Source organism: Mucilaginibacter sp. 21P (assembly GCF_019331605.1).
Lineage (GTDB): Bacteria > Bacteroidota > Bacteroidia > Sphingobacteriales > Sphingobacteriaceae > Mucilaginibacter > Mucilaginibacter achroorhodeus.
Map to the genome: position 1 here is coordinate 2,396,698 of NZ_CP063061.1, position 17,817 is coordinate 2,414,514.

The window sequence follows — 17,817 nt, forward strand, 5'->3', positions numbered from 1 at the left end:
TTTCTGATGACCCTGTTATGCAGGGCCGATGTGATCTTTCAATTCGTTCCGGAGGTGTACGGCAGGAACGTAAGCGGTCTTTTTAACTGTAAGATCGCCGGTGCCCAAAACAGCTTCCGGGCCAGCCTGACCATTACGGTTACCGAGCGGAGCGCCGGGGTGATCTGTATCATCAATACGCCGGAATTTACCGTGTACCCCGGAGCGGGGTCAATACCGGTAGCCGCCGCTTCCGGCGCACGTATTCAATTTTCATCCAGTCAGGTTGGCAAGATTACCGCTGCCTCACGTGCTTTTCCCCAGGGGGATTATGATTACTGCTTTTCATTACAGGTATCAGGATCGGACAACCCCCCGGTAGAACAGTGTTTCGAATACGTGCTGGCACCGTTCGCGGAAATGAATTTGCTGGATCCCTATAACAAGGACCAGATCTGTGACAAGAGACCGTTGTTAACCTGGCAACCGCTGATACCAGCTGTGCCGGGTGCGACTTACCAGTTGGTGCTCACGGAGATCAGGTCCGGGCAGAATGCGACAGATGCCCTGAATTATAATTTGCCGCTGATCAACCAGCCGGGCATCTTGTCACCTGTATTGCCTTTCCCTCCCATTGCACAGGAATTGGAAAATAAAAAGCGCTACGCTTGGCAGGTGACCGCTTACAAGGATATGACCATTCTGAACCGCTCGGAAATCTGGGAATTCACGATCGATTGCAAGGACAGCGTGAAGAAAGCGGATACAAGCGCGAGTTATAGAGATATAAGCGATATGGCCGGCGGAAATTACTATATCGCTGATGGTAGGTTAAATTTCTCATTTATCAACGCTTATAGCGCCGGCCCACTGCAATATAAGATAAGCAGCATGGCGCGACCAGACAAAAAACTGAAACATCTCCCGAAACTATCAGCGATTTCAGGGATCAATAAGGTCAGCATCGATCTTGTTGAGGCGGGCGGTTTCGTGGATGATGAATATTACACTTTAAAGGTTTGGCTGCCTGATGGTGTAATCAGGACAATGAGATTTTTATATAAGGAACCTAAATGAAGATAACAAAGCTTGCTTTTTACATCCCTGTCTTGATACTGATTTGCGGCTGCAGCGGACGCTCAGCTGGCTTCCGGTCTGTCGGCGACGAAGATATTACTTTTCAGGCAATGCCCGCGGAAAGAAATGTGGCAGGAGCCGCGGCGGGAAGCTTTTTATTCAGAGTTACACCATCCGCCACAAAGTTCGAAGCTCTATCTGTTGCTTTAAAGGATTCGCTGACACTTTCTATGGACAGTGCTTTTAAAGCAGTTATTCATCACAGAGAGAGCCCGCCGGTGTTTTTACAGTCAGTTCCAAGCGGGGTCAAAGGAACTTTTGAATTTATGGCGGATTTCGATATGAAAGGCATTAAGGAATCGGATACAATAGAACTTATTTACAGAGACAAGTATATCAATAGAAAATTATACCGTGTAAAAACGGTCATTCAATAACATGACGCAGAATAAGCTACTTACATTTTCTTTCAAAAATCGCCGTCTCATCGCCCGCGTGTTGCTAACGGTCTGGTTAATTAACCTTGGTTTGCCAGCCACTGTGTACGGTTTGACCACCGGACCTGCACAGCCGGAAACCCTTGCATTTCAGCCGGCAGGTGTATCAGACATGGTTGATCTTAAATCAGGCGATTTTAAGTACAATGTTCCGTTAATGGACATAGATGGTTATCCAATTAATCTATCATATCAGTCGGGTAACGGCATGGAAGATGAAGCGAGTTGGGTAGGCTTTGGCTGGACGCTGAATACGGGAGCGATTAACCGACAACTAAGGGGGGTACCGGATGACATGGACGGCGATCAGGTGACCGTTGAACATTACACAAAGCCTTCAGTAACAGTTGGTGCACGGTTAACCTCAAAAGCAGAACTTTTCGGCTTGGCCTCCATCAGCGGCAGCGCTAATCTTAGTTTTGGCGTTTACACGAATAATTATACCGGGTTTGGCGCTGAGTTTACACCGAATGCAGGCATTTCAGCGTCTAAGTTCACCGGGGGGCTGATGACCGCTTCATTAGGTATAGGCCTTACCTCGGACTCTCAAAAAGGTGTAGACGTATCTCCTAAAGCCTCCCTTGATTTTAGTGACAACATAACGGACAAAATGCTGAATGTACAGGGTCTAGGCGCAAGTTTAGGTTACAACACCCGCTCTGGAATGAAATCCCTTTCACTCGGCGCAAGTTTTGCACCTGGTACGGTTCAAAAGCTGGGTGGAGGCTTGGGAACTAATTTTTCCTACAATACAGATCCCATAAATCCAAAGATAAGTTACCCTTACGAGAGCTCAAGTAATTCATTTAGTATTGATGCCGGTGCTGCGATCTTCGGCGCTTTTGCCGGCTATGGTATAACGGGCTACAAAACAACCAGAAGTGTCAGTACTCAAGTTTTTAAACGGCCTAGTTATGGTTTATTATATGCAGAAGACGGTAAGCGTGATCCGGATGCGGTCATGGACTTCATACGCGAAAATGATAATCCAATCATTCCCGAAACACCCAACCTTGCGGTTCCCATACATACACCGGACATGTTTTCTTACTCCGGACAATCAGGAACTGGCCAATTCAGACTATTTCGTGGTGGATCAGGGGTGTTTTTTGATAATCTGACAGATGATCGTAACAAATCATCTTCCGATGGTCTGGATATAGGTGGTAGCTTGAATGATATTCACCTAGGCGTTACTTTGTTCAAACAGGACGTTCATAATTTTACCCGCAAGTGGACGAAAGCAAATAGTTATCTGGCGAACGGGGATTTTCAGGATAAGAGCCTCAATAACTTCAATAAAGAACATGCCTATTTTAAGGAAGTGGGAGAGATGACAACGCAGGATGCCAACCTCGCCTCTGCGATGAAAAACACTTTGCCAGTCATGGTTCAGTTAGATGCCTCAAACCGGGCTATGCCTAATTTTGTAGGTGCCTCGGCACAAAAGATTGAAAAGCAATCACGTCAACCTAAAAAAACGCTGATCACTTACCTTACTGCCGACGAAGCTACTCATGGTGGGCTGGATTCTGTGATTTATAATTATCAAATGCTTGATAAGGACAATCTTCCATCCGTATTGCCTTCCAGTCCAACGTTAAAAAAAGCCTATCCACGAGTTGACCCGTTGAAGGATAACAACAAACCGATCCCTGATCAGGGCGACTATCCAAATGTTTATAATGACAATATTTATCCTGTCAGGAAACCAAGGCATATTTCTGAAATAACGGTGACAGACCCGTCTGGTAAACGGATGGTTTATGGCTTACCAGTGTATAATGTAGCACACACAGAACTTTCTCTCGCGCTGGGCAGGACCTACGGTAAAATCGCCGGTACCAACAAAACCTCTTACCCGGGTAGAGGTCTAGGTATTGACGAGTATTATCATAGAGAGAATAAAGCACCTTATGCTTCATCGTTTTTACTAACCGCTATTTTGTCGCCGGACTACGTGGACAAAACAGGCAATGGCATTACTAATGACGATCAGGGTACAGCGGTAAAGTTCAATTATTCAAAAACAGCATACAATTACAACTGGCGAGCCCCATTCGATAATGTCAACGTCAATCGCGGCTTACTGGCTGATCCTGATGATGATAAAGGGAGTGTCGTTTTTGGAGAAAAAGAGTTATGGTATATTAATTCCATTGAGACTAAAACTAAGATAGTTTACTTCATCACCGAAGATCGGTCGGATGGTGTTGGCGCTTTCAGTGAGGAATCAGGCGGACCAAACGCAAGTCAGCGTCAGCGAAGACTGTCAGAAATAAGGCTATACTCCAAAGCTGATATGTCCAGGCCGATAAAAACGGTAAAATTCGATTACGATTACTCATTGTTTGGCGCTGTCCCCAATTATATAGCTAAGTCAGGTCAGTCCGCTACAGGTGGCAAGCTCACTCTTAAAAAGGTATGGTTTGAATACCGAAATATCGATCGTGGCAAATACCATTATTATCAATTCAATTACAATCCCGGCAACACCTATAAAGATATGTCGACAGACAGATGGGGGATGTTCAAAGACGCAGCAACAGAGAATCTTACCTCAGCTTTAAGTAACGAGGAATTCCCGTATGCGAACCAAAAAAATCGCACCACTGCCAACAACAATGCCGGTATGTGGCAATTAAATAACATTAAATTACCCACCGGCGGCGACATTACGGTAAATTATGAGGCTGATGATTATACCTATGTACAGAACCGCAAAGCAATGGCGATGTATGCCGTCAATGGCTTATATAAAGGGACGGGTGCTTCGGTTATTCAACTTAATCCACAGACGGAAGGAGCATTGTACGATATGCAAGCGCTTGGTATAGACCTGCCATCCGGCAAAATGCCACCTGTGGGACAAGCTGATCTCCTAGGTTGGTTTAAAAGGAATATGCTCAATGGTTCGGATTATCTGTATACGAAATTATACGTGCGGATGAAAACCGGCAATGACAGTCAATCTCCGGAAGACAGAGCATATGATTATGTCCCGTGTTATGCAAAGGTCGCATCCGTCGCACGTCCGGCTTCTGGAAACTACCTACTCGTTTACCTGGAAAATTACAATGCAGAAGGACTGAATACCAACACGATCATGCATGCGGCATTGCAGCGTTTAAAGAATGAATATCCACGGTTCGCCTACCCGGGATTCTCCAGAAAAGAAGATGGGACAAATGCAACTGGCTTGATGGCTGTTTTAAATGCTGTTATTACTTCTATAGGGAATCTGGGCGAATTATTTCAGAATTTTTATGATACGGCGAAGGGAAAGTATGCGACCCAGGTCGATCTGACAAAAAGCTTTTTAAGACTTGCTAAGTATGATGGCTACATAAATGCAGACAATCAGGAGGTAATAGCCAAAACTGGTGGCGGGGCGAGGGTTAAAAGCATTTATATAACTGACAACTGGCAGCCCAATGTAGCGTCCGGAAGTAACTCTGAAGTAGGTGTTTATGGTCAGGCATACACTTATACCACGACCGAAAACGGCAAGGTAATCAGCAGTGGTGTGGCTAGCTATGAGCCTGGGATCGGATCCGATGAGAATCCTTTTAAGATGGCCATCCCCGTTATTCAGAAAATCAAGGGTGGAATAGACAACTATTTTGATCTGGAAGAACCTTTTGGTGAATCTGTATTTCCTGCGCCTGGCGTAACCTATTCGAAAGTGACTATACGGGATCTTGTCAAAACAGGTACAAATACTTTCGCACCGGATCCCGACGTCAAGACGGGTTATGTCGTAAATGAATTTTACACGACGAAAGATTTTCCTGTCAGGACAAGCGTTTTGCCAATAGATCCCCGGCGATACACACCGAAAAGTTACTTTAGTTTTATTAAAACGGTCAGTGATGACGAGATGACCATGTCACAGGGCTACAGTATCGAATTAAATGACATGGACGGTAAGGCGAGAGCCGTACGGGTATACAATCAGGGCGGCGCACAGATCAGCGCCACTGAATATTATTATCGGTCAACTGATGTAGGTGGGGGAAGTTATAAGTTGAATAATAATGCGTCCATCGTAAACCCGGATGGTTCCGTAGTCAATGCGGTTCTCGGACAGGATATTGAGCTTTACGGAGATTTCAGAGAACAGGAATCAATCAATAGCGGTACCGCGGTGAACGTAGGTTCAGAAACGATTATATTTTTTGTCTATCCATCTTTCCTTCCGCACTTTCCGGTCAAATTGAATGATGATTACCGGCTCTTCAGGTCAGCTTGTATGCTCAAGGTTGTACAGAGCTATGGTATCTTGGATAAGGTGGTCAAGATTCAAAATGGATCGGCGATCGCAACCGAAAATGTCGCATTTGACGGCGAGACAGGTGATGTCATTATCAGTAAAACACAAAATGAATTTAAGCAGCCGGTTTATACGCTGAATATACCAGCATATTGGGGATACAAGGGTATGTCCGGCGGCTACCGGTCGACAGGGATAGTACTGCAGGATCTCACAACTAACGCAAGTGGCGTATTGACGAGTTACTCGAGCAGTTTCTCGCCGGGCGATGAAGTGATCGATCTTGATGTGGATAAACAGGCAAATTCCCATTTTTTCGGACAACATTATTGGATTGTTGAACAGGTACGAAGCGGGCTGCCCACGACACGTTATCTGATGGATAGATGGGGCGGTATTCAAAAAAGTTTCAGTTCTAAGCTCGTCAAAATTGTACGTTCAGGTAATCGAAATATGACAGATGCCGACATTACACAGATCGTCAGCCTTAACAACCCTGTTGGTGCAAATAATCGATTGCTGATGACCGCCGACAACGATATTTCCACAGTTCTCAAGGCAATAAACGCTTCCGCTACAACTTATGACGAAACCTGGGCTACAGAGATCCCGGATATACATGCTTCAAGAAGCGATGATGATGCTGATTTTGGGGTGTACCAGGGGCTTCGCCCGCCTATTTCAAGGCCGTTCATCATGCACACCAACGATGGAACTTTTGCAGCTAACGAAGGCGGCTATATCCGTAGTGGGCTAGATATGGCAAGTATAAGCGATAATCCCGCCAACCCGCTTTACACCAATAATAGTGGTGGCATGTTAGGAATTATTGCAGATTTCTATGTTCCTGAGACCAAGGATTATTATGTTGCTTATCGCTCGGAAATTAACCTGAAGTTCAGCACCGCACTTAATTGTTCCAGAACAAATTGGGAGATATCTAATAGGGGTACCACTGGTAAGACCGATGTTTACGTATACAAAAAACAGTTCGTTAAAGGTTGGAATAGAATTCACATTGAACTTAGCTCTTCAGAGACTGTCGGTGCTGACGGTGCGACTGGAGCGATAGAGATTTATAATAATACCTTTAATGAACTTCGGAATACCTATCCGCTGACAACTATATTCTCAACTCGGGAACTATTAAGCGGGGGCGGTCCCGGCAGGTTGGTCTATACCAAGACAGGAAGCGATCAGAAGCTTCATTATGCCGTGCGCTATAATGATTACCTTAGAACCCCATATGATCTGTGTTCGATCCCGAAAACAGCGATAAATCCTTATGTGTTAGGTTATGCTGGCAACTGGAAACCCTTTAAAACTAAGGTATTTCAACGAAACCGCGTTTATGCAAATTTAACAGAACCCTTAACAACGGCGGTCAGGGTCAAAACGACTGGTTACATCGGAAACTTTTTTAGCAACTGGTATTACAATGCTAACGCTGGTATACAGCGCTGGATGGAGACTTCAGCGACCAATCGCTGGACCTCGGCAAGTACTGTCACGATATATGATAGATACGGCCAGCAATTGGAAAATCAGGACGCACTTGGGCGCTTCAGTGCCGCCAAATTTGACTTTAATGGAGAGCTGCCTGCCGCCGTCGCCTCGAATGCCCGTAATCGCGAGCTTTATGCTAATTCTTTCGAGGATGGTAAGTTTACATTTGGCTTGCCCGTTTACTACGATCCCACAACTCCAGCAAAAGAATTTACAAGTAATGGTAACTACCCAAGTCTCGGATCAATCATAACCGGAGATGTGGCTCATTCGGGCAACTACAGCATTGCGCTTCCGGTTTCCGGTATAACCCTTGCGACGAGCCGCTATTCGGGCAAGGAGCAGAAGTCATTCCCGTACTTTGATTTCAACACCAATAACGAGTACATCAAACATCCGCAGGCGGTTTATCCTGAAGGCTTTAGGCCTTCCCCGGGCACGTACATCCTCAATCTTTGGGTGAAAGATAATAAGCCTTTCGATCGATCGGTAGTTCCCGTAACCGTTAAGCTAAACGCAACGCCGTTAGCAGACCTGACAGTCAAGGCTGTGGTAGACGGCTGGAAACTACTGGAAGGAACGCTGGATATCGCAAGTACACCGTCATCCGATTTTAATATTACAATAACTCCGGTTGGCGGTGGTGTATATGTGGATGACCTACGAATGCATCCTAAAGATGCACAGATGAAAACCTATGCGTATGATGATAAAACCCTGCGATTAATGGCCGAGCTCGACGAAAATGATTTTGCTACATTTTACGAGTATGATAATCAGGGATTATTGGTTCGGATCAAGAGGGAAACAGAAAAAGGAGTCGTGACTATCAAGGAAACCAGGTCATCGTATTTGAAAAAGAGTCTATAATGAAAACAACCACATACCTCAAGTTAAGCGCGTGTATTGCGTTAGTAGCTGCATTGTCTGCAACAGCCTTGTCTATGCGTCAGAAGCAAAATCATTCACCGATCGTGATGAAAACCCCATCTGTGTTTCCCCAAATTCCCTACAGGGCCGCAGATACCGCAGAGATCCGCAAACTGGACAGTGTATTGTTAACGCTTCCGCTGGACGCACCCGCCATGACAATAGAGGGCACTGCAGATCTGCATGATCCGTCAAACAGCTCAAACGATCAGAAAGATACACGCTTTGTGTTCGCGAAAGAAGGCCATAAATATTTCTACCGTTTTGGAAGTGAGGAGTCCATTAATTCAGATAAAATTTTTGTGGGTATCAACTATCAGACAAAAGCAGTCTTCACCGGCCTATCAAAGGAATTGATTAGGATAAACTTGGTTGATCGTGGCCAATTGCAGTCAATGCTCAGGGAGGGAGGGTTTTATCTTAACATCAACAGGGAAGGTGCAAGGGAAATATTCACATTGTCAAGCGATACAAATCCTTTTTGTCGGATTTATCAGCTAACATTTGACAAAACCAGCAAGAGCATCAAAAGCGTGTTTAATTCTATACCGGATGAGAAATTTGCTGCTGACCGGAGCAAGGACCGTACAGTCCGCATAAATTTTTCAACTATCACTACTGTTGCTGTATTAACAAAATATCCGCAAACGAAAGAAGTTTTAGACGAGCAGGGGAAACTGAGAGGGCGATTTGCAGGATTTAAACTTGTTAAATTATAATATCGACCCAAAGTTATGCGAAAAACTTTACGCTTTTTATTTTTAGTTATATCATTGTTTCAGGGCGTTTCAGCATTTGCTTCTATTGACAATGACCGTGCGGTCACTGATAAAAATCGGTCATTGTATAATTACGGAAATTTCGAGGTACGGAATGATAAGTTTGGAAATGCTGCTTTTGACTACACCAAGTTTCAGGTGGTAAGTAAACAGGCGTTTTTAACGCTGCGGGTGAGCGATATCCCGGCAGCTATGTTAAGTGCTGCAAGTGGTTCAACTCTTACCTTTCAGGTTGACGTGAGTATTACGCCCTACAACGACCTTACCAATACTGAAACTGCCGGAACACCTGTGTCAACTACTTTGACTGTCAACTACAACAAGGACAAAGGTACGACGTTCAAAGGTATCGACACTTATGAACTTCCTGGGGGAGCCTACAGAATTAAAGTGCTTGTCACTGATGTTCGGTGTCCAGAGGTGGCAGCGAGCGTTCCTAAAGCCAATATCCAAGGACTTCAGCTGGAAGCAAACCTGGTTATTAATAGAAAGTATATACTTCAGCCGGATGGTATCGTAAACGTCGGTGCTTTTACTGTGATCAGCACTTTGGCTCCTGCTGCCAAGCAACTGACCATAGCGTGTCAGGCCATCGGTGCAGAAGACTACGATATAGAGTTAGCTACCGTTGATAACGGAAGCGAGTTCTCAGGGACAATCGCTAATCTGCTTGCCAATAGCCAGTCTATTACCGATGCTCAGTTGGATCTTCTTTTCCGCAATAATGCAACAAGAGTTGCTGCGACGCCGCTCGATAAAGATCATACATTTTCGCTGATCTTTGATAATGATTACGTTGTTGTTCGGACGCGAACCGTTAATTACGATGTAGCAGGTAATCGGATAACCGGAAACTGGAAATACAAATGCAATAAGGACGGTGCGCAAGCCGAATCATATGCAATTTTCGCTAATGTATGGAATGACGACCAGAAAAACTGGCAATATGCAGCTGCTTTCGCTGAAAACGGTAAAAGCAAGGAAACCATCACCTACTTCGACGGATCATTGCGAAACCGTCAAACAGTCAGCATCGTTAATACGGAAACCGGCAAAGCTCCGGTTGTACAAGAAGATGTTTATGATCAGTACGGTCGCAAAGCCGTAAGTGTTATGCCTGCACCGGTAATGGATGTTGATCCCAATAAACCGACATTGCATTATTTCGAAAACTTTAACTTGAACAATGATGCGACCCCAAAACCATATAGTATAAAAGATGTTGCCGGTGCGGCTGGCGACTGCGAGGTGCTGCCTAAAAAAATGAGCAACACATCCGGCGCGGCAAAGTATTTTTCGTCCAACAATCCATTTGTAAGCACAAAATTTAAAAACAATGCGACAATACCGGATGCTGTGGGATATCCTTTCTCGGTTACGCAGTATACTAAAGATAATACTGGCAGGATAAAACTTCAGGGTGGAGTAGGACAAACCTTTCAACCCGGATTAAACGGAAGCGGCGCACTGAGCTATACGACAAAATATTTTTACGGCAAACCGGAACAATGGGAATTGGATCAGATGTTCGGTAATGACGTAGGCTACGCTGAACACTACACCAAGAACATGGTCATTGACCCGAACGGCCAGATCACTTTGACTTACCAAAATGCCAGTGGAAAGACAATTGCAACCGCTTTGACGGGCTCAGCTCCCACAAGTCTTGATCCGCTGCCTTCAAAGGATGACAACATAAAAAAGAGCAGTACCCGAATTCTGAATCCTTCCCAGTTCAGTTTCAGCGGAACAGATCTTAAAATTACCGCTACTACCACCTATCTCGCGGCTTTGCCGGATAATAACGTTACGCTCGAAGTAAACATACAGCAACTGAAGGAACTGCATCCTAACAATGGCTTGTGTAGCAATTGTTACTACCGCTTAAAACTGAATATCATTGATGACTGCGGTAACATTGTACCCACGAATGGCGCGGCGCTAACGGAAATAGGGTCCAAGGTTCCCGACTGTCTTTATACCGACGCAACGCCAATCAAAAGCTTTTCAGGGATCAGCTTTAGTCATCCAGGGGAGTATACGATCAGTATAGAGTTTGCGCTTGACAAAGACGTTATAGAAAATTTCACGGATAATTTTGTCACTTCCGCGACCGGATCAGGCTACTTGCAAAAAAAATATGCCTATATCAGGCAAAAATTCCTGGCGGGGATTAACCTAGCAGGTAGTTATAAGGATTGCACTACTTGCCAACTTTTTGAGCAGCAAGGGAAAACGGTGTTCATCAGCCGTCTTCAGGCCCGTTTTTCCGCATTTGGAATAGACGTTACGACTGCATCACCCGACAAAACAGATTTTGATGCATGGTCAGATAACCTATATACAAGTCTCAAGACCCAATGTAATGCGCTTCGTGCAGGTTGTACCTTCTCACCATGTAGCTCAGCTGAAATGATGATGCTAAGTGATGTCAGCCCTGGCGGACAGTACGCTAAATTTAAAAATACATCTCCGTTGGAGGTAAGCTTAAACGTATTAAGTAATCACATCGCTGATGTTTTCGGACCGTCAAAGCTGCCTTCCAGGGCGTTGACAGAAGATGAATATATCACCAGCCCGGATGGTACACAAATGAGCGTATACAGCAGTAAGTTTACGTTGGATCTTATGATCTCTTATTGGAACCCTAATTGGGCAAGCCGTTTTTTGGTCTACCATCCGGAATATTGCAAGCTTCAATTTTGTCAGGAGAATAGCGCTTCAAAAGAATGGGACGAGAAAGTGACAAATTTTGTGACCCGGACAGACAGCATTAAGCTGATCAATAGTGGGACAAATATCGCTTATTCAGAAAATACCCCAGCATTATTGCTTTCGTTAGACCCATTTTTCGCCTCATCAAAGGGACAGCCATATTATAATGACATGAATCAGGATCTGCTACTGTATACATCGCGGGTCTTAAAGATAACAGGTAGTAACGTTCCAAATGCGGTGAATTTGTCGAAATATGTCCGAGCATTATTATCCTGCAAAACAGTCAATGCCAATGGAAAAGAAGTTATCGACTGGACTTGTACACCAAGTTGTATTGCGCCGCAAAAAGAATGGCAAATGTACAGGGACTTGTACCTTGAGCTTAAAAATCAATACTATGAAAAAGCAATGGCTGCAACAACCTGTCCGGCAGCTAGTACCTGTCAGGTAGGCAGCGTTGTCGATGCGTCTGTCGCTGGGATGACATCCACCTGCGCGCTTCCTGGAAGCTTCAGCTTTAGCTGGGACAGCACACAACCGCCGTGTGAAAACGCCAGAACCATCAGAATAACTTATCAGGGATCAAATATTCGATCCAGTACAATTTTAAAATTGAGATATCCTGATGATATAAGCTATTATCGAGTGAGATTAAATCCCAAAGATGACTTCTTATTTCCATGGCCCGTTCAACGGGAGGTAACATTTACGGCTGGTCAGCGCTATGCCTATATATGCGTACCCTCGGGAACTGATATCAATGCTATGGCTGTTCAATCAGTGACATGTTCAACCCCATCATCTCCGGTACCAGGTCAAAAATATGTAAAGATCAGGCATGAGATCACCAAAACACGTGAAACCATTATGATCTGGCACGATTGGGCGTTTGGGATCGGATGGCATGTTTACCCGGATTACGATCGTATAGACGATAAAATTACTGCTACTGTCGTTGATATCAACGGCAATGCGGTTTCATCCGCTCAGCAACCAGATCAGCTCACTATTTATTTCAAATATCGAAAAAACTACGATGACGAAAATAGCCTTAAAAGGCGTTATGGAGACCCGAGTATTGTATATGACCGTCCATTGACAATAGCTGCCCAACAGTCCTCCGGTTCAATGATCGTTCCAATCGAGCGACATTACCGTACTGATTATACTGACAAGGTTATTGTACAGGAGAATGATAACTACTCGCAAAATTTGATCACGCTTCCTGCGGGGTATGCTTTATTTACGTTTGACGGTACAACAATCCCAGAGACAATAGTTACAACGACGAACACCACGGGAGGCGCAACCCCGGCTTGTGACCCGCTACTGGCCAATAAGGTGCCCCGGTTCCCCGTTTCAGTCAAAAACGGTTCGGCAGTTCAATTGACCGACGCCGACATGACAGCCTTGGCTAACGAAAACCAGAATAAATTAAATGAGTCGATCGCAATTAACTGTGCAGCAAACGTTGATCTGCTCATGACGAAAATCCAGCCGTTTATACCGTCAGATAAGATTACAGAAATGCGGACAAAGCTCATTGACGTCTGCACCGCAGGTGGTGATATCAATCACGTTGCAGGTGCGAGTGTTTTGGCTTATAACGCGAGCCCGTCTTACAACACATCACCTAAATCTTTGTCTGTTACTGGGCACAGCAGCTTTGGCAGCGTAATTAAACAGGTGGCGGTCATTTCAACTTTTACCAATGATCTAAATCCATGGTTGGTTGGAAGCCCCGTTCCGTATGATATGCCTCAGCAGGCGACCGCTAAGACCATTAACAGCACTGATCCAGCGATCTGTACAAGATTAACTTCGTTTAAAAACTCCTATACCGCAACACTATCCGGAGGTCAGACCTATTCGGATGCTGGCTTTTACGCTTACTTAGTGAACAGGTTCGGGTCAGGTATGTCGATAAGCCAGGATCAGTTGGTTAGTATTATTTCATCGTGTGCCAATTGCAATGAGTTAATGCCGAAAGCAGTCTTTTTGCCGCCTTTCCTCGATCCATCCGGGACCGGTTACATCACTAAATCGCAGTATGCTGCAGCCCTTTCTGATCTTAACGCGCAGTTTAATAACAGCATATCCAGCAGCTCATCAAATTACGAGACCATATTGACCAATTTCATGAATATGAAGTTTGGTTTTTCTCAGACCTTCAAGTCGTATAAAGACTTTAACGATAATCCTTCAGGTACGGCATTACTTGTAAATGCCCCAAGGTTTAAAGAGGTAGAGATAGACCCTTTTGCAAGAGCTATAGCGTTGGTTGACAATGCGCTTGCAAGCGGTTCACTTGATTACGATCGTTATATTAATGATGCTAAAGACGTTTTTCGTGCTAAGTATATAGCGACTTGTTCTGCGGCTCAAGCCTATATGAATATTAATACGCAAACGCCCCAGTATCATTATACCCTGTTCTATTACGATCAAGCGGATAACCTTGTGCGTACCATCCCACCGGAAGGCGTTCGATTGATTACTGATAACGCGTTACTTCAAAAGGTTCAGGATGCGCGTAATCAACCCGTTGTCACCGCTTGCACAACCGGCTATAATGGCCCTGCCACGAATAGTACACCTGCCCAAATCTTTGGCGCGCTGGAAACTAATTTTAATGCCAAGCAGGGCGGAACTATCGAATTATGGCTGTACAATGCCGGTAACAACCCAAGCAGGGTGATACAGGCAACTCCGAATGGTACATATCAGTTCCAATTGATACAAAACGGCGCATTGTTAAGCGTGGAAATATTATCATCACCGTACAACGGCTCCTTCCAGAAAAATAATAGAGCGGTGTTAAATTTGTCGGGTATCACCAAACTTCAGGATTGGAATCATATCACCATTTACAGTTCAGATTTTGTATCGGTATCGCCACAAGTTTTGATAAACGGGATAATGGCACCGCGTGCAACTTTCCAGGGTAGCTGGTCGGTAAGTGGCGGAGATCTCAGCTCACTAAAATTCTTTCGCCTGTATAGTGGTCGCAAAATGCCTGTCAATGAGTTGCAGCTCAACGCGCTGAGTAATTGTTTCACGGCATTATATAGTGATCACCAGTGGTTCCGCTATAATCTTCCGTCTGTAGGGGGAGAGACCACAACCGGAACGGGCACTGTCGAATTTAAGGATCCCGGAATTTATCCTGAACACCGGATGGCAACCAGCTACCTTTATAATTCCACCGGTCAGATTGTCAAACAATATTCACCAGATGGTGGTACAAACAGATACTGGTATGATTTATTGAGCAGGCTGATACTTTCCCAAAATGATAAACAGAGGCCCAACAACAACTTCAGCTATACACAATATGAAGCTTCGCTAGGGCGAATCACCGAAGTTGGTCAAAAGAAGTACACGGGCACAGCTCTTACAGAGCCGGACTTTGTTGAAGATAGTGATAGGGTCGCAATTTTTGGAATAACAGATAATACGCAAATAATCAGCACGATTTATGATGCCAAGCCTATTACAGGAAACGGTCTGACTGGCGGATTGACCCAAGAAAATCTTCGTAAGCGCGTTTCTGCAACTTATTACCGTGAATCTGCGGCTGCGGCTATTACACAGGCTACTTACTACTCTTACGACGTTACTGGTAATGTAAAAACGTTATGGCAGCAAATCGATGGGCTTACAGCCACAACAGCGCCAAAACGATTAGATTATGAATTTGACCTGATTAGTGGCAAAGTGAATTTCCTTCGATACCAAGATGGTTATCCTGATCAATTCTACTATAAATATGATTATGATGCCGAGAACCGTATTACCGAGGCCTGGAGCGGTACAAGAGCGATTGGGGATCAATTCAGTGGCAGCAGACTGGTCAATGGCAATGCAAAACTGGATGCCAAATATTATTATTATTTGCACGGCCCACTGGCACGAACGGTCCTTGGAGATAAGTTTGGTCCGGTTCAAGGTTTGGATTACACATATACCTTACAGGGTTGGCTGAAAGGAATAAATAGCACAAATCTAGGGGCAGATAAGGATCCGTCGAAAGACGGTTCAACAGGGGCGACGGATGGTACTACGCTGAAGACTAAAGATGCTTATGGTTTCGCGTTGCATTATTTTGGTGCTGCTGATTATGCACCTGTAGGTGGAACTAATCCTTTTGCTGAAGCTTCAGGAGCGCCAGGGTTTAAGCCATTATATAATGGAAATATCGCCGCAAATAGCATAAACATCAGCTTTCCGAATGCCACAGCAATTCAAGGACCGCTGTTAAATATTTATGGTTACGATCAATTGGATCGATTGTTGAGGCAGAATGTTTTTCAAGGCCTTAACTTATCTTCAAATGTTTGGACACCAGTATCCCTATCAGCATTTAACGAGTCTGTAACTTACGATGCAAATGGGAATATTAAAACCTATGATCGCTATAATGAGAGCGGAGTTAAAATGGACGGTCTTACCTATAAATATGAAAAGGACATTGCGGGTAATCTTCTAGTCAACAAATTAAATAGCATCAAGGATGTTATTTCCTCGAGTCTTTCTTCTGTAGATATCGATAATCAGGCCGACAATAACTATAAGTACGATGAGATCGGTAATTTAATTGCCGATGGTACTTTAACATACGATTGGAACGTTTTTGGAAAGCTAAGTAAAGTGATCAGTTCCGGAATGATCTACAATTACAACGCGCTGCAACAAAGAGTAGCTAAAATAACCTCTGGCTTAAAGTCTTATTATGTAAGGGATGCGCAAGGTAATGCATTAGCAATTTATGAGAAGTCCGGGAATAATCCCATTAGTTGGAAAGAACAGTACTTATTTGGATCTGAACGTTTAGGTATTTGGCTTCCGGGAATTGATAATATTGATGCCGCATCAGGTCAAGCGAATACAAAATGGCAGATTTTTGGGTTAAAGCGTTACGAGTTAAACAATCATTTGGGAAATTTACTTGTTACGATTTCTGATCGACAGGTTCAGGATCCCACAGGTTCTACAGATGTTATGACACCTGACGTCATTAATGCGCAAGATTATTATCCGTTTGGTATGCTGCAACCCGGTCGGCAATATGCGTTAAATAATCCCTACCGTTATGGCTTTAACGGCAAAGAGAACGATAATGACGTTGGTAAGCCAAACGCGGTCGAGCAAGACTATGGAAAAAGAATTTATGATGTTAGGATTGGTAGATTCTTAAGTGTCGATCCGATTACTAGACAATATCCAGAATTAACCCCTTACCAATTTTCAAGCGATAGTCCCATACAAAATATTGATCTAGACGGCCTTGAAGGTGTCCCAGCAAAAAGGCAATCAAATGGAACGTTCTCTGTTGCAAAATCATCCACATATGTTCAGCCCTATAAACCAGTCATAATCGTGAAGCCAGCGAAAGTTATCCAAGAAGAAACGTGGCTATTGGCGGACATCTATGGACATGGACATATAGATAAAAAATCAATTGTTATAGAAAAAGTTCGTGCTATAAAGCAGGAATATCGAGATGCAATCAGTGATAACGTTAGAGGAGGTATTTTCGGCGCAACGGCCTATTTAATAGGTGGTGACAAATGGAGTTATGTTGGTGCGATAGGTGATGGTGTAGCAATGGGGGCATCAGAGATGAAAATCCCTGCGTTTCGTGGCCCAAGTATACCACTTGAAACTGAACCTTTTTCAATCCGTTTACCAATAAATAATGGATCATGGTCAGGAGTAGCTGGATACAGTAAGTGGAACTCAGTTCTTCCAGAGGTGAATGCCATCACGAAAGGAGAAGGTATTCCTTTTGTTAATGGTCGTCCGGTATTTGATAAATGGGCGGTTGCAACGTTCGACGTACCTGGCCTAGACGGCACTAAGGCCGATTTCGGAAAAATATATCAAAAAATGACGGAACTTGGCTTCAAAAATAAGACCCAAGCAGAGCTGTGGCTTAAAAGTAATAAATTGACTCCTCATCACGATTTTGGAAATCGAATCCAAATAGTTCCGAGTGACTTGAATAACAAAGTTCCTCATGCTGGTGGGGCATCTGACTTAAGAAACAAATAATAGC

The 17,817-nt window shown here is 44.2% G+C and carries 5 protein-coding genes; all 5 read left to right on the forward strand.

The window, feature by feature from the left end:
* The first annotated feature begins 6 nt into the window (after window positions 1-6).
* From INP83_RS10955 to INP83_RS10975, 5 genes are read left to right on the forward strand one after another with little or no spacing between them, the layout of a single operon-like run.
* Window positions 7-1,056, forward strand: a complete 1,050-nt coding sequence (locus INP83_RS10955; protein WP_219123938.1) for a DUF928 domain-containing protein — start codon at window positions 7-9, stop codon at window positions 1,054-1,056.
* On the forward strand, window positions 1,053-1,493 hold the full coding sequence (locus INP83_RS10960; RefSeq protein ID WP_219123940.1) for a hypothetical protein: 441 nt from the start codon (window positions 1,053-1,055) through the stop codon (window positions 1,491-1,493). Before INP83_RS10955 ends, INP83_RS10960 begins: the two co-directional genes overlap by 4 nt.
* Window position 1,494: 1 nt before the next feature.
* A complete protein-coding gene (locus tag INP83_RS10965; protein ID WP_219123941.1) occupies window positions 1,495-8,202 on the forward strand; it encodes a hypothetical protein in 6,708 nt (2,235 codons plus the stop codon).
* Window positions 8,202-8,981, forward strand: a complete 780-nt coding sequence (locus INP83_RS10970) for a hypothetical protein (RefSeq protein WP_219123943.1) — start codon at window positions 8,202-8,204, stop codon at window positions 8,979-8,981. The genes INP83_RS10965 and INP83_RS10970 overlap by 1 nt, the downstream gene beginning before the upstream one ends.
* A 15-nt stretch (window positions 8,982-8,996) precedes the next feature.
* Window positions 8,997-17,813 (forward strand): RHS repeat-associated core domain-containing protein, encoded by an 8,817-nt coding sequence (locus INP83_RS10975; protein WP_219123944.1) that lies wholly within the window; start codon window positions 8,997-8,999, stop codon window positions 17,811-17,813.
* Window positions 17,814-17,817 lie beyond the last annotated feature (4 nt).